Source organism: Methyloligella halotolerans (genome assembly GCF_001708935.1).
Classification (GTDB): domain Bacteria; phylum Pseudomonadota; class Alphaproteobacteria; order Rhizobiales; family Methyloligellaceae; genus Methyloligella; species Methyloligella halotolerans.
On the sequence record NZ_MASI01000005.1, the window covers coordinates 230,018 to 247,702 of the forward strand.

A 17,685-nucleotide genomic window follows, 5' to 3' on the forward strand; every position below is an offset into this window, starting at 1 on the left:
CTCATCCGTTGCACCCAATCGGCTCGGAAGGTTTAGCAATCAACTTATCTCAAAACCCGCTGGGCCAGGGCACTGGCGACCGACAAGGGCCGGATTTCGCGGATTTGAGCTTCGTAGTTGCCGCAATAGATATGGCGGATGAGAGCGCCGCGCGCCGCGGGCGATAACGCAAATTTGATCGCAAATCCATCGTCGTAGCGGACGACGATCTCGCCGTCGAGGTCCAGCTCGTCGAACTGCAGCCGAAGCTTCGACCCCAACGGCCCCGGCGGAGTTCCTTCCAACCGCATGCCGCTGATCGAGATATCGCGCACCGGCACCCGAAAGCTCTGCCCCGCCATGGTCAGCGTCGCAAGGCCGTGCGCCTTGAACCGGTCGCCGGCCCGCCGCTGGGAGGATTCCATCGCCACCAGGCAAGCGAGCACCAGGATCACGATATTGTACCAGCTCCAGAACAGAGCCATGCCGGCGGCATCGGCGAGAGACCGCGTATCGTCGATGACGAAGGCCCAGAGGATGCCCGCAAAGGTAAGCCCCAGATAGAACAGGAAGCCCTTCAGCAGCGGCCATTGCACGACCCGCTTGGTACGGTCGTAACCCTTGGCGGTCACCTTGAACTTCTGGTCCTTCGTGCCGAACAGCCCGATCGCCACCGACTTCACGATGGCGTCGGCACACAGGATATGTCCGAGGTCGGACAGCACCGGCATGGACCGGCCCTGGGAGATCCACACGATGACCGCGACCTGGGCCGCGAAATGCGGAAGCACATACGACACCGCTTCGGTCACGTTGGCGTAGACCGCCTGCACGTCGAAAAGCAGATAGATCGCCGGTACGATCAGCGCCAGGATGCGGATCAGATAGCTGACCGACCAGTGGAAGAACGTTTCGACCATCATCACTCGGTCCACCAGCGGGATGCCGTTGCCGATGCGGAACGGCCCGCTCTTGCCCCGGCAGATCTGCACGAAGCCGAGGGCCCAGCGGCTGCGCTGGCCGATATAGTCCTTAAGCCCTTCCGGCGCGAGACCGAGGGAGAGCACCTCGTTGAGGTAGACCGTGCGAAAACCCGTCTCCCGCAGGCGCAACGAGACGAGATAGTCCTCGGTCACCGAATCCGTCGGGAAGCCGCCGATCGCCATCAGCGGCGCGTATCGGATCACGGAGGAGGTACCGCAGCAGAAGGCGCCGTCCCACGCGTCCTTGGACGGCATTACGACGTCGAAGAAGTAGCGCTGCTCGTCCGGCCAGACCCGGGCCAGCGACAGGTTGGTCTGGATCGGATCGGGATTGAAGAAATGCTGAGGCGTCTGCACTACGCCCACATCGCCGGCCCGCATCAGGCTCAGGGTCCGGGTGAGGAAATTGCGCTTCGGGACGAAATCAGCATCAAGGATCGAGATGAATTCGGGCCGCTCGGCCAGCGTCGAAAGATGCCGCAGGGCGTTGTTGATGTTGCCCGCCTTGGCATGGCTGTTGTCGGGGCGGATGAGATAGCCGCAGCCATAGGCGGCGCACATCTCCTCCAGCCAGGGCCGCTTCCCGTCATCACAGACCCATAGGCGATAGTTCGGATAGTCGATGGCCATCGCGCCGATGATGGTGCGCTCCAGGATCCGCTCGTCTTCGTTATAGGTGCAGATCAGCACATCCACGAGAGGCGGCTTCGCAAGCGATTTCAGCCACGGAAGATTGCGCTCCACCTCCTCGGTCCGATTGCGGCTCCGGGTCAGGAAGAAAAGCGACAGGGTGCCGCCCACGATGGCGAGGAATTCGACCGCGGTGAAGATCACCCCGGCGGCGAAGTCGAAGGTAAGCCCGGCCGGCGGCAGGGTCTGGGTGAGCCGCCAGACCATGTAGCGCCAGGTGATCGCCAGACAGATGAAGATCACCACGCTGCGCGCGACGTCGTTCTTCCTGTTGACCCATGGCAGGACTGCCAGGGATGCCAGGAGCACAAGGAGGCCCGGGACGAACGCCTCCCAGTACGTCACCCCCGAGGCATAAGTCATTGCGCGGCGGCCGCCACGGCTCCCGCGCCGGCGGAAGTGTCGAAGGTCACCTTACCCGTACGCCCGAAATAGCAGTCGGGCTGTTCGGCGAGACCGGGCACCGCGACGGAGACGTGATAAGGCTCCCGCGAGAACACGCCGTCCCCCAGCGCCAGGTTCGAGGGGACGTCGGCCAAGCCGTTCAGCGCAACGATATGGCCCGGCAGCTCCGCCGAGTCGCCCCGCAGATGGAACGTCGCCGGCTGGCCGAGCTTCAAGGCGTTATAGGTGGATTCGCTGACCGTGGCGGTAACCAGGGCCCCGCCGCAATCGAGCAGCTTGAAGAGGGGCTGACCGTGGCTGACCACCTCGTGGTTCGCCGTCAGCACCTCCCAGAGCCGGCCGGTGGCCGGCACGGCGATGGTCGCCGAAGAAAGCGCTTCATATCGCTTGCGGACATCGGCCAGCTCTTTCTGCAGAACGGCGATGCGCCCGACTTTCGCGGCATGATCCGCCCGCAGCGTTACGAGCTCCTGAGTGATTTCGTCCAGCCGCTGAGCCGTGCGCGGAATGTCGTTGTAGCTGTCGCCCACGAACAGGCCTCGGCGCGCCGCTTCCAGCTCCACATTGGTGCCGATGAGCTTCTGCTCGAGCGACGTGATGCGGCTCGTGGCGACTTCCTCCTTCATGACCGCCGTGTCGTAGGAGGCCTCGGTCTGGAAGCCACGCTCCCGCAGACGCTTCGCCCGGCTTAGCATCGAGGCGGCCTCCTTCTCCTCCGCCTTGGCGGCGACGATATCGGCCTCGTATTGCTTCTTCTGGGCCTCTAGCTGCTCCACCCGGCCGGTCTGGAAGGCATCGCGCTGCTCGGTCAGCTTCTCTGCATGAGACGTGAGTTGCGAAATGCGGGTCTGAAGGCTCTGGGTTTCGAGCTTGAGATCGGCGATGTCGCTGGTGAGGTCGTCCAGACGCGTACGGTCTGCCCGGGGATTGTCGATCAGGGCGATCGGCGCATCTGCGTTGACGGTCGCACCGACTTGCACCGGTCCGTCGGGCAAGCTCAGCGTTCCATCGATGGGAGACCGGAGGGTGATCACTCGCGCGTTCACGCTGGCTTCCGCGCTGGAGGTCTGCCACAGCCGTTGCAGGGGCGCCCAGCCCAACACGACGAGAACCGCAAGCAGAAGCGCCGTCTTGATGCCCCGGCTGAGATAGACGCGGCCCTTCCCCGCCTTCTGTCCTCCCCCTGAGACCGGCTCCTTCGCTTCCACCGGCGCCGGCGGAGCAGGAGCGGCCGAAGGCTCGGTCGGCACTGCACGCTCTGGAGACAGGAATTGACGCACCGGCCGCGCCTGGGCCTCGGCGGCCTCCGTCGCATAGGTCGAAAGGGTTGCCGGGTCCTCCTCAATCTCTCCGGCGGAGGTCACGCCGAGCGCGTCGGGCGGAACCTCGTCCCACCGGCGAATCTCGTCGTTGAGCCGCTTCAGCAGCCCAGCGACGTCGTTCTCATCGCTCTGCGGATCCGCTGTACCGGCCGTCTCGCCGAGACTGTCGAGCACCTCATCCAGAGAAGATTCCGCATCTCCTGGACCAACCGGTGACGTAAACACCGGATCGATTTTTCCAGCTGCGTCGCCCATTCCTGTTCCCATAGCTTGCGAAGGCGCGAGGTCGCGCCAACCCGTAACCCGTCGCACGGACTCGGTTAAGAAAGGGCCGGAAGGCCGAAGCGATTTCGACAAAACTCAAGACATGTTTAGCGCAAAGTTAGCGCTGAACGCTCCGCCTACTCGCTTGACGCGGAGCTCGGGGTGCGGGTTCCTTAGTCTTTCGGAGACGAGACCGATCTGCGCAACTTTGTGACGGACGGCGCGAGAGGCACGCCGGAGAAGGTCCGACGCGAGAAGCACGACGGTAAGGACACGGCGAGAGGGGGAAGGATCGTTGTCGCTATTCGAGATCATCGCGGGGCTTCTTGTCCTCACCGCCCTCTTCGCATGGTTGAACCATCGTCTGATCCACCTCCCCCATAATGTCGGCTTGCTGGTCATGGGTCTTGCAGCCTCCCTCGTCCTCGTCGGGCTGGAGCTGCTGCTGCCTCAGACGTCGATCTTCGCAGAACTCACCAACACCATCGAAGGGATCGATTTCTCCGACGCCCTGCTCCACGGCATGCTGGGGTTCCTGCTCTTCGCCGGTGCCCTTCACGTCGATCTCGGCCTGCTGAAGGCGCGTGCCTGGGCCGTGGGCCTCATGGCCACGCTCGGCGTGGTGATCTCCACCATCGTCATCGCCGTCGGGGTCTGGTACGCGGGCGCGGCCATTGGCTTCCCGATCACCTTCGCCTGGGCCCTCGTCTTCGGCGCGCTGATCAGCCCGACCGATCCCATCGCCGTGCTCGCCATCCTCAAGAATGCGGGAGTCGCTGAGACCCTGGAGATGGATATGGCCGGCGAGTCCCTCTTCAACGACGGCGTCGGCGTGGTGCTCTTCACCATCCTGCTGGCCGCGGCGGTGGGCGGCGAAGGCAATGGCGTCGACTTCCTGGAGCTCGGCCAGGACTTCCTAAAAGAGGCTCTGGGCGGGGGGCTGCTTGGCTTCGCGACCGGCTACATCACCTATCGCGCCATGCGCGAGATCGACGACTATCCCATCGAGGTGCTCATTTCCCTGGCCCTCGTCATGGGCACCTACGCCATCGCCGAGGTCCTCCAGGTCAGCGGCCCCATCGCCGTGGTCGTCGCCGGGCTTCTCATCGGCAATCGCGGTGCGGCCATCGCCATGAGCGAGACGACCCGCCGTCACCTGTTCGATTTCTGGACCCTGATCGACGAGATTCTCAACTCGCTGCTGTTCCTGCTGATCGGTCTCGAGGTCCTGATCCTGCAGTACGACCTATCGCTCGCCCCGTTCGCACTCGCCGCCGTGCCCATCGTGCTGTTCGGGCGGCTGATCGCGGTCTCGATCTCGGTGTTTGCGCTGCGGCCTTTCGAGGAGTTCGCCAAGGGGACGATCCCCATCCTGACATGGGGCGGCGTGCGTGGAGGCATCTCCGTGGCGCTCGCCCTGTCCATTCACGAGGTGGACGAAAAGCCGGCCATCCTGGCGGCGACCTATTGCGTGGCGCTGTTCACCATTCTTGTGCAGGGGCTCACCCTGCCCGCCGTCATCCGACTGTTCGGACGGGAGGAGGAACCTGAGCTGAAGCTCTAGCCGAGCCCCAGCCGTCCGCGCAGCGTGGAAAGCTCCTCGGCCAGGGTGTTGACCTTGGCGGAAAGCACCCTGCGGTCCATATCGGTCAGCTTCTCGTAGGAGACAAAGCCGCCATCCTCGGTCTGGTAGTCCGCCAGCACCTCATAGACATCGGCGAAGTTCGACTCGACCTTGGCGATGAACGCCTCATCGTCGATGAGCGGCTTGAACAGCTCGAAGATCTTCCGAGAGCCGTCGAAATTGGCCTCGAAATCCCACAGGTCGGTACGGCTGTAGCGATCCTCCTCGCCCGAGATCTTGGTCGCCGCCACCTCTTCCATGAGAACCGCGGCACCACCCACCACGATCTCCGGCGGAAAGGTCAGCTCGCTGACCCGGCTATCCAGCTCAATTACGTCCGCCAGAAGCTTGTCGGCGTATTTGTCGAGCCCTTCCGTCGTATTCTTCTCCCACAGCACATACTCGATCCTGTGGAACCCTCCGAAATTCGGATCGGCCTCGCCCTTCTCGTAATCGTCCGCGCGGGAATCCATTGAGACGTCGAGATCGGCGAACAGCTCGGCGATCGGCTCGATCTTTTCGTAGTTGCGGCGGGTCGGCGCGAAGAGGGACTTCGCCTTCTCAACGTCGCCATCCTTGATGGCGCCCACGAACTCTTTCGTATCCTCGACCAGCGACGCCGTATGCTCGGCAACGTAGAGCTTGTATTCGGCCAGGGGCTCGACGAGTTCGAGCGAGGCCTGGTTCGATTGCGCCTGGGCGCCGCCCGCTCCGAGCAGCAGGGCGAATGTCAGCGCACAGAGGATACGGGTAAGAGACATTTCGGTTTCCTTCGGGAAAGAACCTTGAGGATGAGCCTTGGGAAGAAGCCTGAGGCGCTTTAGGTCGGCTTGTCGTCTGAGGTCTTGCTGGCCGCCTCGATGAGGCTGCGCCCGAGATAGTCCCCGGGCTCCGGCACACCGGGCAGCACATAGAAGAATCCGCCGCCGACCGGCTTGATGTACTCTTCGAGCGGCTCGCCATCGAGGCGCCGCTGCACCGTGACGAAGCCTTTGTCGAGATCGGCCTGGTAGGCGATGAACAGCAGGCCCTGGTCGAGCTGGCCCGACTTCGTGACACCGTTGGAATAGTTGAACGGCCGGCGCAGCATGAGGTTTTCCCGCGTCTTCTCCGTGCGCGGATTGGCAAGCCGGATATGCGCGTCGAGCGGCGTCAGCTTGCCGTCGGGATCGGCCGCGTAATCCGGCACCTCGCTCTCCCGGTCACCGCCGTCGAGCGGCGCGCCGTTGTTCTTTTTCCGGCCGATGATGCGCTCCTGCTCACGCAAGGGCGTGCGGTCCCAGCGCTCGACGAAGTTCCGGATGATACGCACCGCCTGATAAGTGCCGCCATAGGCCCATTCCGGCTCGTCATCCTTCTCGTCGACCCAGATCACCTCCTCCATGAGCTCCGCATCGTTGGAGTCGGGATTCGCCGAACCGTCGTGGAAGCCGAGGAAATTGCGCGCGCTTTCCGTCTTTCCGTCCGGCTTCGGCGGAATGACCGGAACGTCGCCTTCCTGCATCCACCGCATGACAAGGAACTCCGGCAGGTTCTTCACGATGTCGCGCAGGGCATGGATGTTGGTGTCGAGCAGGTTGGCGGAGAACTGCAGCGAGAGGTCGCCATGGCTTCGGTCCGCGTCCAGCGCATCGTTCGGAAACTCCGGCATGCGCACAAGCTGCTTCGGCTTGTGAGGCTTCAGCCAGGGCCGATTCTCGAACAGCGAATTCCCTAGCCCCACCGTGATGGTGAGATTGTCCGGCTCGATAACCGGACCCAGCACGCCGGAATCCGCCGGCGGCAGCTTCGGATCGAGCTGCGGAACCTTGCCGCCCTGGGTGAGGAACGCGATCCGGTCGGTGAGCTTCCGGAACATCTGCTCCAGATCCTCGGGATCCCGCGCGACGACATCGAACGACGCGACGATCCCCGTGGCCGGACGCGGCGTGATCACCCCGGCTTGGTGCTCACCGTAAAACGGAACGCGGTCCCGAGTATTGCCGGAACCGGACGGTGCATCGGCAACCTGCCGGCCGCTCGTTTCGTCGGCCCGTTCCGTCTTCTTCTGTGGCTCGGAAACCGGAGCGTCCTTGGCGAACGCGCCGCCCGACCGGAGTGCAAACGCCCCGCCTGCCCCCGCAAGCCCGAACAGCAGATCGCGGCGGCTTGCATAGGGGCAGCCGTAATCCTGAGCCGCGCCTGCTTTCTTTTTGCTGTCTTTCGTCATGTCTTCTACCCGATCACCGAATTGAGCCGGTCGAGCGTGTCGGCAAGCGCACCGAAGGCGTCCGCCAGGGCTGCGCGGTCGCTATCGTCGACCGAGGAATAGGCCGGGTAGCCGTCTTCGGCCTTGAGCGCATCGAGCTGAGCGCCGATATCGGCGATGTCCTCTTCGATCTCCGCTTCGAGCGCAGGATCGACCGGCTTCACCACCGCCTGCAGGAGTCCGGCGATCTTCCGGATCCCCTCGAAATTGGCCGCGATATCCGCCAGATCGGTTTCCGCATAGCGGTCCTCGCCCTTGGCGATCTTGCCCTGGGCCAGCTGCCGCGCCATCTCGGCTGGAATTGAAATTAGAAGCGCCGGGTCGAGCTTCAGCTTGGCGAGGCGCGTCTTGAGCGTCTTCAGGTCGGCCACGAGCTGGTCGGCGACCGGCTTCAGCCCCTCTGTGCTGTTCTCCTCGAACAGCCCGTATTCGATCCGATGGTAGCCGGTAAAACCGGCATCGCCCTCACGCTCCGCCAGATAGTCCGCCACCGGGTCGATCGAATTCTCAAGATCGGAGAACCGGTAGGCCACGGGCTCCACCCGCTTGTACGGCAGCCTCGCGACTTCCCATTTCGCCCGCGCGGCGTCCAGGTCGCCTTCCCCGATCAGCGTCGCCAGGTCCTCCGCTTCGGCGACCGTGCGGGCACCCTGAAGCACGAGATAGACTTTGTATTCGGACAGCGGGCCGAGGAAATTCCGCAAGCCGACATCGGCTGCCGCTGCTCGCGCCTCCTCGGACTCCGTCACGGTGAGCTTGCCGCGCGGGTTGGAGAGCAGGCCGCAGGTGATCTCGTATTCGCCGGGCGCCAGCTGAGCCGTCAGCGTCTGCCGGAAGCCGGGCGCGATGTTCTCGCGCTCCGCAACGACCATGACGCCGTCGAGAATTTCCCACTCGATAGGCCGATCCGACGTGTTCACGATTTCGAAGCTGCGCTTGCCGCCCGGCACCGTCATCTCGTTCGGCTCGCACGACTTGGCCGAGACGGAGACAGTGTAATCGCTCGCAACCTCGCCGGTCCCCTTCTTCTGGGTGGCGGCATAGAAGGCCGCCCCGCCCGCGAGCGTCAGCAGGATCGCAGCACCCAGCCCGCCATAGACCCACCGCGACGTCGGGGCCGTCTCTTTCTGCTGCTCAGGCATTGGACCCTTCCGCGGGCTTCAGGGCAGCAGTGCTGTGCGCTTCCGCAGAAGGCGTGTAGGGCTGCAGGAAGAAATAGAGGCTTACGGCAAGGAAGGCGAGATAGACGATCACCTCGCCGATACTCGGGCTCTCCTGATAGCCGAGCAAACCCGAGAGCACCGCGCCGAGCACGCTCGAGACCGGCAGTACCGCGCTCAGATCCCAGGCCGGCGTCTGCAGCCCGTTCCAAAGCCCGGCCTCGTGAAGGCTGCCCACCGCGCCGGCGAGAATGCCCGCGGCGACGAATAGGATGAAGATGCCGGTCCAGCGGAAGAAGCGCTTCAGGTTGAGCCTCAGCCCGCCGAAATAGATGGCGAACCCGGCCGCGACGGAAATCAGCACCCCGGCGAGCGCGGCCAGCGGCATGGCCGGCCCCGTGCTCTGCTGGAAGATGGCGAGCAGGAAGAAGATGGACTCCAGTCCCTCGCGTGCCACGGCGAAGAACACCATGCCGATCAGCGCCCAGCCTGCCGCAGACGAATGCAGCGCGTTATCGATGGAATGGTGAAGCTCCGCCTTGATGGAGCGCGCGGCCTTGCGCATCCAGAACACCATGGAAGTCAGCACGACCACCGCGACAAGCCCGACGCAGGCCTCGAACAGCTCCTGCATCTTCTGTGGAAATTCGGCGCTCACCCACTGCAGCGCCGCGCCGACGAACAGCGACATCGCAACGGCCAGGAAGATGCCGATCCAGACCAACGGCATCCAGGCCGAACGGCCCGTCTGGCGCAGGTATGTCGCGATAATTCCGGTGATCAGGGCGGCCTCGAGACCTTCCCGCAACATGATGAGAAATGGCGCCAGCATTATCGGCCCGGTTCAGTGACTTGAGATACAAAAGGAGACTTTTAGAGTCGGTTTGTCCAGGACACAAGTCGCCGTATCGACGTCGATTTTTCAAACCATCGTGATCGCGCGGTCAGGGTCCGGTAGACCGGCCGGGAGGCGCGCCGCTGGACACGACATTTGATCGTGACTTTTGTGCGCATCTCCCTCAGCCACAGGGCCATTCGGTCGTGTACATATCGAACGGTACATACTACGGTCGTCTCTCCCGATTTGAGCCCGTGACGACTTATGCCTCATGATTTCCACGTCCGCCCCTGCGGGTCCTCCTCGATGACCGTCTCATCGGGCATCTGACCGAGAACGGGGCGGGCGATGTTGTCTTTGCTTACGACGACGCATGGCTCAGCGATGAATCCGCTGCTCCGGCTTCGATGGCGCTGCCTTTGGCGGAGGGGCCCTATGAGGGACCGTCTGTCTCCGCGGTCTTCGACAATCTCCTCCCCGATTCCGAGAAGCATCGGCAAAAGATCGCGGACCGGCTCGGAACATCCGGACCGGATACCTTCAGCCTGTTCGCCGAGATCGGCGCCGATTGCGCCGGTGCGCTGCGCATCGTTTCGGACCACGAGCCGGCAGAACCGGGCCGCGATAGCACCCCGGCGATCTCAGGCGAACCGTTGGAGCACGAGGACGTCGAGGCCCTGCTCCATGATCTTTCCGACGCGCCCCTTGGGCTCGCCCCCAACGATCCTTTCCGCATCGCCGTGGCGGGCGCTCAGAAGAAGACCGCGCTCTTCTTCGACGACGGGCGATGGTTCAAGCCCCATGGCGCAACCCCGACGACCCACATCCTGAAGACCCAGATTGGCAAGCTGCCGACCGGCACCGATCTCTCCAACAGCGTCGAGAACGAATATTACTGCCTGAAGCTGGCGGAGGCCTTCGGTTTGCCGGTGACGGGGGTCGAAATCGTCACCTTCGGCGAAACCCGCACCTTGGTGGTTGAGCGCTTCGACCGGAAGCGCGACGGCTCCGGCAGGATCGTCAGGCTTCCCCAAGAGGATATGTGTCAGGCCTTGTCGGTCCACCCTTCAATCAAATATGAGCGCCAGGGCGGCCCGCGCCTCGCCCAGATCTTGAAGGTGCTCGAAGGAAGCGACGACGCGGTCCGCGATCAGACGACCGTGCTCAAGACGCAGTTCCTCTTCTGGCTCACCGGCGCCACCGACGGCCACGCCAAGAATTTCAGCATCTTCCTTGGTCCGGGCGGCGCGTACCACCTCACGCCTCTCTACGACATCCTTACGGTTGAGCCGAGCATCGCCGACGGATCGGCGGGCGGACTGAACCCGCGCCTCTCCTTGTCCGTGGGCGACGACCGGCAGCACATCATCGCGGAGATCGAGCCGCGCCACTTCCTCGAAACCGCTGAGGAAGCCGGCCTGTCGCGCCAAGTCGCGCAGACCGCCATGGAGGAGATTGCCGACACGGTGCCTGCCGCCCTCGCCGCGGTCGAGGCCACGCTCGACAGCCCGCTATTCTCGCCGATCCACGAGACCGTCGGACAGGTCATGGCGGAGCGTATCGGGAAGCTTCGCCGCGCCTCGCTGGAGGCTTGAGCCGGCGTGCGGGTGGGTGAGGATCGGGGGTGCCGGTTCGGAAAGGAGCGGACGTCCACGCGGGCGCGCGATTGCTCCCAAACCGTGCATTTCATTCGCTTACGCGGCGGCGGCCGATCTGGGCCTACGCGGCATTCTAGCCAAAGCGCCAGACGTAACTATCTGGTATGATTGGTTTTTGCCCTGACGCTGAACACGACGCCTGAAAGCCGCTTGACTCGGCTTTCGATGGCTCTCATGTTGTACATACCGATCGATACAGGGCGCTTTCGGGAGGGTTCAAAAGCGCTCTATTCGGGGTGGGGGTCCGTTACATTATTGGCGTCCGCTCTAACGGTATTTGAACAGGCGTTTCGCACCCTGAAGGGGGAGCTTGCAGCACTCGATGGATGCCCGACTTCGCCGGTAATCCGGAACGTCTAAGGAAAGCACAAACCAAGAGATTAGGGAAACCCAAGGAGCTGAGAAGTATGACGAAGAAGCGTATTATTCTGAACGCCTTCGACATGACATGCGTCAGTCACCAGGCGGCCGGAACGTGGCGCCATCCGGAAAGTCAGGCGTCCCGGTACAACGATATCGAGTACTGGACCAACATGGCGATCGAGCTTGAGCGGGGTCACTTCGACACGCTCTTCATCGCGACGTGGTTGGCGTGTACGACGTCTACCGCAACTCTGCCGGCGCGGCGCTGAAAGACGCCGACCAGGTGCCGGTGAACGATCCGTTCGGCGCCATCTCGGCCATGGCCGCCGTCACCAATCATGTGGGCTTCGGTGTCACCGCCGCGGTGACCTTCGAGCAGCCCTATGTGCTGGCCCGCCGTCTTTCCACGCTGGATCACCTGACCAAGGGCCGCGTGGCCTGGAACGTCGTGTCGTCCTATCTGAACAGCGCCGCGCTCAACATCGGCATGGAACAGCAGATCGGCCACGACGAGCGCTACGACATGGCCGAAGAATACATGCAGGTCATGTACAAGCTTTGGGAGGGCTCCTGGGAAGAAGGTGCTGTCCACCGTGACAAGGAATCCGGCATCTTCACCGATCCGGCGAAGGTCCATCCGATCCGTCACGACGGCAAGTACTACAAGGTCCCCGGCTTCCATCTCTGCGAGCCTTCCCCGCAGCGTACCCCGGTCATCTTCCAGGCCGGTGCGTCGCCGAAGGGCCAGGCCTTTGCCTCCCGTCACGCCGAAGGCATGTTCATCCTGACCACCAGCATTGAGCAGTCCAAGGCCGTCACCACGAAGATCCGCGATCAGGTCGAGGCCGCTGGCCGGTCCCGCGACTCGGTCAAGATCTTCACGCTCCTGACGGTCATCACCGGGGCCAGCGACGAAGCCGCCGAGCGCAAGTATCAGGAGTTCCTCTCCTATGCGAGCCCGGAAGGCATGCTGGCGCTGTATGGCGGTTGGACCGGCATCGACTTCTCGACCTACGATCCGAACCAGCCCCTCGAGGCTCTGGAGAACGACTCCCTGCGTACCACGCTCGAGTCCCTCACCAGCGGCCATGACGGCAAGACCTGGACCGTGAAGGATGTTATCCGCGAGCGCTGCATCGGCGGTCTCGGTCCGGTCCTCGTCGGTGGTCCGCAGAAGGTCGCCGACGTGCTCGAGGAGTGGGTCGACGAAGGCGGTATCGACGGCTTCAACCTCGCCTACGCAGTGACGCCGGGCACCACTTCCGACTTCATCAACTATGTGGTTCCGGAGCTGGTCAAGCGTGGTCGTGCGCAGACCGAGTACAAGCCGGGCACCTTCCGCGAGAAGCTGATCGGCACCGATACGCCGTATACGGAAGACACCCATCCGGCGGCCGAGCAGCGCGGTGCGTATGCCGACAAGGAGAGCGTCCAGGACAAGACGACGGACTCCAACTTCGCCGAAGAGAAAATTCCGCAGGCTGCGCAGTAGCCAGACGGAAAGGGGCGGAAGCCACAAGGCTCCCGCCCCTTTATCTTAATCTCGTCCTGTGCGGACGAAATGTCGGGAGACCCTCCGTAGTACAGCGCCGTCAGGTCCTCTCCCGCGGAGGCTGTACCGGACCGGGATCGTCTTCACGCTCCCACCTTCCATGCGAAGACGATCACGCCTTGAGCGGCGGCATGCGCATATTGCATGTCGCGCTCAGTGGCATCAGGTTAGCAGCTCAGATTATCGGTGAGAAGCTTCGCGCGCCATTGCGGCCGGCGACCGCCCCACATGCGATCAAAGCGCTAGGCTAGGATTCGGTGGAAGGATTCTTATCGGCCGCCCGGAAGACGATGTCGGCAAACACGTCGGCGATTTCGTCTGAGCTGTGCCGGCCGTTGGGGTTCAGCCACAAGAAGCTGTAGAAATACATGCCGAGGATGCCCTTCAGCGCCACCGCCGGCAGAACGCGGAAGGTGCCCTGCTCAGCGCCCTCGCGCATGGCCCGCGCCCAGATCTCCTGATAGTCGAAATGGAGACGAGAGACCTCGTCATGTCGCTCGCCCGTGAGCGCCTCCGCCTCGCGGAAGCAGACGGTGAGTTCAGAGAGATGCTCGGCGATCGTGCGCATCAGATAGCGGCTCAGCTGCGTGATGCGCTCGTGAGGATCGGAATACTCGTACATGATCGTGTTCCCTGCCGTCACCAGATCGGTGATGTAGCGGATCACGATGTCGTAGAGCAGGTCTTCCTTGCTGCCGATATGATAGTAGAGCGCACCGCGGCCTAGCCCGACAGCTTCGCCGATCTCTGCGACGCCGACGGCCTGATAGCCTTTCTCGGCAAACAGCTTGGCGGTGATCCGGCGAATCCGCTCTTTCTGCGGCTTCTCGGGTTTCGAAGTCTCGGCGGATTTCGAAGTCTCGATCGTTGCGGGCTCAACCAAAGTTCTAGCATCCCATCATGTGGCGCTCGGCGCGGCGGTTTGGTGCGGGGAAGATCCCATGAAGATGGGGCCACCCCAATCTGCAGGAGAACGTCGCCTGCGGCAACCTGCTCCCAACGCGTTTTGCCGTCCCAGTTTCGGTCATTAATGTCCGAGCGGCAAGGTCGCCATGAAGCAAACCCGCGCGCTGCTGACCCCTTCCATCCCATCCGGAGCGATGGAGGAGGCAGTGATCCAACCGGCGAACCAGCTGTCTAGGCCGCATCGAGAGTAAAGCACGAGCGCTAAAGACAGGTTCCGCACAGCAGCTAACTATGACGCGATAAATTGCTCTGCGCAACCGATCATAGCAGCGGAAAAGGGGGAAAAGCGGGTAGGAAAATCTCCCCGAAACCGGGAAGCAACGGGGGGTCTCGCTCATAAAAGAAATGGAGGCGGGATGGCCGGAACCGCAGCAACAATCGTTAGCTTCGATTCCGGACACCCCAACCTCCATTGGTACTCGTTTATGGCCGTTGATCGTTAGGCTGCGTTAGGCACTGCCTCGTCAACGTCCTCCCAGTTGCCCGGGGTGCGCTGGCCGCGCCAGAGATATGGCTGGCTCAGCCCGACACCGAACACGAGCGGGATCACGAGAGACCAGTTCACGCCCATATAGGCATAGGTCAGCAGCTGCTCTTGGCTGTAGAGCGAGCCCACACCCGCCAGCAGAACCATCGTCACCACGACATCCAGCGCCAGGTAGAAGCAGCATGCGAGAATGCCGCCCCAAGGCATGGGGATGTGGGTGAACGGCCAGTTGTGGAACAGGACGGGCAGCGCGAAATTCAGCGACGTTCCCACCATGAAGAAGACGAGCCATTCGTTGCCCGCTCCGATGGCGCCCATGTTCCAGAAGGCGGCAACGCCTTCCGCATCGGCATCCCAGAACCCGAGCCCCATCGAGGCCCAGATCACCGCACCCGCAACCAGGAAAAGAAGCGACATCTGAGTCACGGACTTTTCAGGCTGGCGCATGCCACGGGTCAGGTAAGCGAGCGTGCCCGTACCGGCGCCGACCAAGTTGAACGGGAACCACCACGCCGGGATCCAGCCCACATCCGTATGGGTCAGGACATAGGTGAGTCCGCCGATCAGGATGAGCAGCAGGAAGAACTGCCGGGCTGGCTTCAGCCCCTGCACGATCCAGTTCTCGCCGTTGAAGCAGAAGAAGGCGAGGAAGAACCACGACGTTCCCACCAGGGGAAAGACCCAGTCGGCCCCAAGTCCGCTCACATAGATCGACTTGGCGGTGATCCATCCGAGAACCCAGGATGCGATCACAACGTAGATCCCGCGCGTCAGCGGGTTCTCCACCTTGTCGAATGGCCAAAAGCTGCAAACCGCAAACAGGCACGCCCACCTGCGGCAAAGATCTGCCAGGTCACGTTGTCGAGCCAGAACTGCTTCGCAATCTCTTCACCGACCCATGGCCCGATGGGAAAGTGAGTCACGATGACGTTGACGAGCGCACACGACGCGATCGTCAGGCCGTAAATCCAAGCTGCCCCCTTTAAGGCACTTCCAAGCCTCAGAGGAGCAACTTCGATGCCCTCCGCGAATTGAACCTTTTGCATTGCCCTACCCTTTTTTGCGTTTCCTCTTGCATTCGTTCTTTTTTCGCACCCGCCGCCCCTCTGTCGGGAGCGGTTCCGGATAGCTTCTCTCTGGTTGATTCCGAGATTTTCGCGCCTTTGTATTTCCGCTATAGAGGCGGCTAAGCCTCTATTTTATTTGTACAATCTGAGATCCGGAGCCTTGTAGGTCACGAACCCGTCCGCGTTGGGCATCTTCACCTTCGGAAGCGTGTCCTTATCCATGACCTCGTCTTCCTCGATGATGCCGTCGACGTGCAGGATGTAAGCGGTCACCGCGTAGACCTGGTCGTCGGTCAGCGAGCCCGGCGCGTGGAATGGCATCGCGCGTTTGACGTAGTCGAAGAGCGTGGTGGCGTAGGGCCAGTAGCTCTCCACCGTCTTGAGCGGAGGCACATCCTTCAGCGTGCCGCGACCGCCGGCCAAGGCCGGTGCACCCGTCGCATGGATGCCTTCCAGCTTCTGTCCGTGGCACATGGCGCAGGCGCTGGCGTAGACCTCTTCGCCCTGGCTGGCGATGCCGCTGCCGTCGGGCAGACCGGCGCCATCCGGCGGGATCGAAAAGAACTCCTTGAGATCGGCCGGCTTCAGCGGCGTGCCGAACCCGATGGCCAACTCTTCGGACGCCTGGGCCCGGGCCGCTCCTGGAGCGAGGAGCAGGATGGCGGCCAAGGCCGCGGTAAGCATTGCCGGCGTTCTAGACATTGGTGACGCCTCCATCGGCAGCGACCGCCCAGTTCTGGATCGCGTTGTAGTGATAGACGTGGTTGAGGCCGTGCAGATCGACGAGCTCATCGCGCGTCGGCTGGCTCATGCCGGTCTCGTCGATGCAACGGCTGGCGAGCACTGCCGGCTTTCCGTCCCAACGCCACGGGAAGGTGAAGCGCACCGTGCACATCGGCTCCGGCACCGAATCCAGATGGGCCGGATACCAGGTCTTGCCGCCATCGAGCGAAACCTCGACGGAGCGGACGCGTCCATTACCCGACCAGGCAAGCCCGGCGATCTCGTAATGGCCTGGCCCGGGCAGCTTCATGTCGCCGGAAGGGAAGGTGATCACCGACTTCGCTTCCATGCCGAAGAAGAACTGATCGGCGATCCCGTTGGCGTTGAGCCCCGTATATTTGGAGGTCTCCTCGCGCGTCATATACGGCCGGTCGCTGATCTCCAGGCGCCGTATCCACTTGATGTTCATGTTGCCTTCGTAGCCCGGCAGCACGAGCCGCAGCGGATAGCCCTGCTCCGGCCGGATCGCTTCGCCGTTCTGACCGTAGGCGAGGAAGGCATCCTTCAGCATCTTGTCGAGCGGGATGCTGCGGGTCATGACCGCGGCGTCCGCACCTTCGGCGAGCACCCAGGAGGCACCCGGCTTGAGCTTGATCTCACGCGCCAGATAGCTGAACGGGACACCGGTCCATTCGGACGTGCTGAGCAGTCCGTGGGTCACCTGTACCGTCTTCGCGTTCGGGCCCTTCCACTCCGTGAGCGTGTTGCCGGAGCACTCCATGAAGTGCTTGCGGGTGATCGAAGGCATCCGCTTCAGCTCAGCCATGCTGAACTTCTTCGGCTGCTCGACCATGCCGTGAACGAACAGGTCGTGACGCGCCGGATCGATGGTCGGGATCCCACCGTGGTGGCGCTCGTAATGCAGCCCCGACGGCGTCATATTTCCGATCTGGGTCGCCAGCGGCGTATAGGACCAGCTGGTGATCTGGCTCGGATTGGATTTCTCCATGAGCCGCTTCTCGGTCTCGAAAGGCGAGCGAGAACCGTACCCGCCGTCCGATCCCACCGGCCGGCCCGGCACCTTGGTCGGATCCGCCGGCACGTCGATCGTCTCTCCGGCCGCGTTCTTGACTTCCTCAGCGAGAGCGCGCCCCGCCAGCAGCATCGGCAAGCCGCCCGCCGCCGCCGCTAACAGGTTCCGTCGCGAAACCCGCTTCGGAAACATGCCCTCCTGACAGGGGCACTCTTCATCTGATCCGTTGTCTCTTTGGTCGGTCATATCCTCATACCTTCTAGGCGTACCGGAGCCGGCCGGTTGACCGGCCCCGGTGTCGCCGACGCTTTTACTGCGGGGAG

The 17,685-nt window shown here is 62.9% G+C and carries 13 protein-coding genes and 1 pseudogene; 3 read left to right on the forward strand and 11 right to left on the reverse strand.

What is annotated here, in order from left to right:
* Window positions 1-44: 44 nt before the first annotated feature.
* Both A7A08_RS10970 and A7A08_RS10975 read right to left on the reverse strand, forming a co-directional pair.
* The gene (locus tag A7A08_RS10970; protein ID WP_069095509.1) at window positions 45-2,015 is read right to left on the reverse strand and encodes a glycosyltransferase; all 1,971 of its coding nucleotides are present in this window, start codon (window positions 2,013-2,015) and stop codon (window positions 45-47) included.
* On the reverse strand, window positions 2,012-3,634 hold the full coding sequence (locus A7A08_RS10975) for an HlyD family secretion protein (RefSeq protein WP_169822998.1): 1,623 nt from the start codon (window positions 3,632-3,634) through the stop codon (window positions 2,012-2,014). Before A7A08_RS10975 ends, A7A08_RS10970 begins: the two co-directional genes overlap by 4 nt.
* Window positions 3,635-3,938: 304 nt before the next feature.
* On the opposite strand from A7A08_RS10975, the gene A7A08_RS10980 reads away from it, so the two are divergent.
* A complete protein-coding gene (locus A7A08_RS10980) occupies window positions 3,939-5,207 on the forward strand; it encodes a cation:proton antiporter (protein ID WP_069095511.1) in 1,269 nt (422 codons plus the stop codon).
* On the opposite strand, the gene efeO (A7A08_RS10985) is transcribed toward A7A08_RS10980, so the two are convergent.
* From efeO (A7A08_RS10985) to efeU, 4 genes are read right to left on the reverse strand one after another with little or no spacing between them, the layout of a single operon-like run.
* Complete coding sequence (efeO, locus tag A7A08_RS10985) at window positions 5,204-6,028, reverse strand: iron uptake system protein EfeO (protein WP_069095512.1); 825 nt, start codon at window positions 6,026-6,028, stop codon at window positions 5,204-5,206. The two genes, A7A08_RS10980 and efeO (A7A08_RS10985), sit on opposite strands and share 4 nt — an antisense overlap.
* Window positions 6,029-6,087: 59 nt before the next feature.
* Window positions 6,088-7,476 carry an iron uptake transporter deferrochelatase/peroxidase subunit gene (efeB, locus tag A7A08_RS10990; RefSeq protein WP_069095513.1) on the reverse strand — a complete coding sequence of 463 codons (1,389 nt, stop codon included), beginning with the start codon at window positions 7,474-7,476 and terminating at the stop codon, window positions 6,088-6,090.
* Between the two features lie 5 nt (window positions 7,477-7,481).
* Window positions 7,482-8,657 (reverse strand): iron uptake system protein EfeO, encoded by a 1,176-nt coding sequence (gene efeO, locus A7A08_RS10995; protein WP_069095514.1) that lies wholly within the window; start codon window positions 8,655-8,657, stop codon window positions 7,482-7,484.
* A complete protein-coding gene (gene efeU / locus A7A08_RS11000; RefSeq protein WP_069095515.1) occupies window positions 8,650-9,507 on the reverse strand; it encodes an iron uptake transporter permease EfeU in 858 nt (285 codons plus the stop codon). Before efeU ends, efeO (A7A08_RS10995) begins: the two co-directional genes overlap by 8 nt.
* Before the next feature lie 296 nt (window positions 9,508-9,803).
* On the opposite strand from efeU, the gene A7A08_RS11005 reads away from it, so the two are divergent.
* On the forward strand, window positions 9,804-11,108 hold the full coding sequence (locus A7A08_RS11005) for a type II toxin-antitoxin system HipA family toxin (protein WP_069095516.1): 1,305 nt from the start codon (window positions 9,804-9,806) through the stop codon (window positions 11,106-11,108).
* 470 nt (window positions 11,109-11,578) lie between these two features.
* Window positions 11,579-13,026, forward strand: a pseudogene (locus tag A7A08_RS11010) (LLM class flavin-dependent oxidoreductase).
* A gap of 307 nt (window positions 13,027-13,333) precedes the next feature.
* Here the strand turns inward: A7A08_RS11010 and A7A08_RS11015 are convergent.
* The 5 genes from A7A08_RS11015 to soxC form a co-directional block, all read right to left on the reverse strand.
* Window positions 13,334-13,969 carry a TetR/AcrR family transcriptional regulator gene (locus tag A7A08_RS11015; protein ID WP_245290897.1) on the reverse strand — a complete coding sequence of 212 codons (636 nt, stop codon included), beginning with the start codon at window positions 13,967-13,969 and terminating at the stop codon, window positions 13,334-13,336.
* 522 nt (window positions 13,970-14,491) lie between these two features.
* Window positions 14,492-15,292, reverse strand: a complete 801-nt coding sequence (locus A7A08_RS11020) for a hypothetical protein (protein WP_208430616.1) — start codon at window positions 15,290-15,292, stop codon at window positions 14,492-14,494.
* Window positions 15,293-15,309: 17 nt separating this feature from the next.
* Window positions 15,310-15,585: a hypothetical protein gene (locus A7A08_RS16555; RefSeq protein ID WP_208430617.1), complete on the reverse strand. Its 276-nt coding sequence runs from the start codon at window positions 15,583-15,585 to the stop codon at window positions 15,310-15,312.
* A 153-nt stretch (window positions 15,586-15,738) separates the two neighbouring features.
* Entirely contained in the window at window positions 15,739-16,308 is a 570-nt protein-coding gene (locus A7A08_RS11025) for a c-type cytochrome (RefSeq protein ID WP_069095517.1), read from the reverse strand.
* Window positions 16,301-17,608: a sulfite dehydrogenase gene (gene soxC, locus A7A08_RS11030; RefSeq protein ID WP_245290901.1), complete on the reverse strand. Its 1,308-nt coding sequence runs from the start codon at window positions 17,606-17,608 to the stop codon at window positions 16,301-16,303. The genes A7A08_RS11025 and soxC overlap by 8 nt, the downstream gene beginning before the upstream one ends.
* Between the last annotated feature and the right edge of the window lie 77 nt (window positions 17,609-17,685).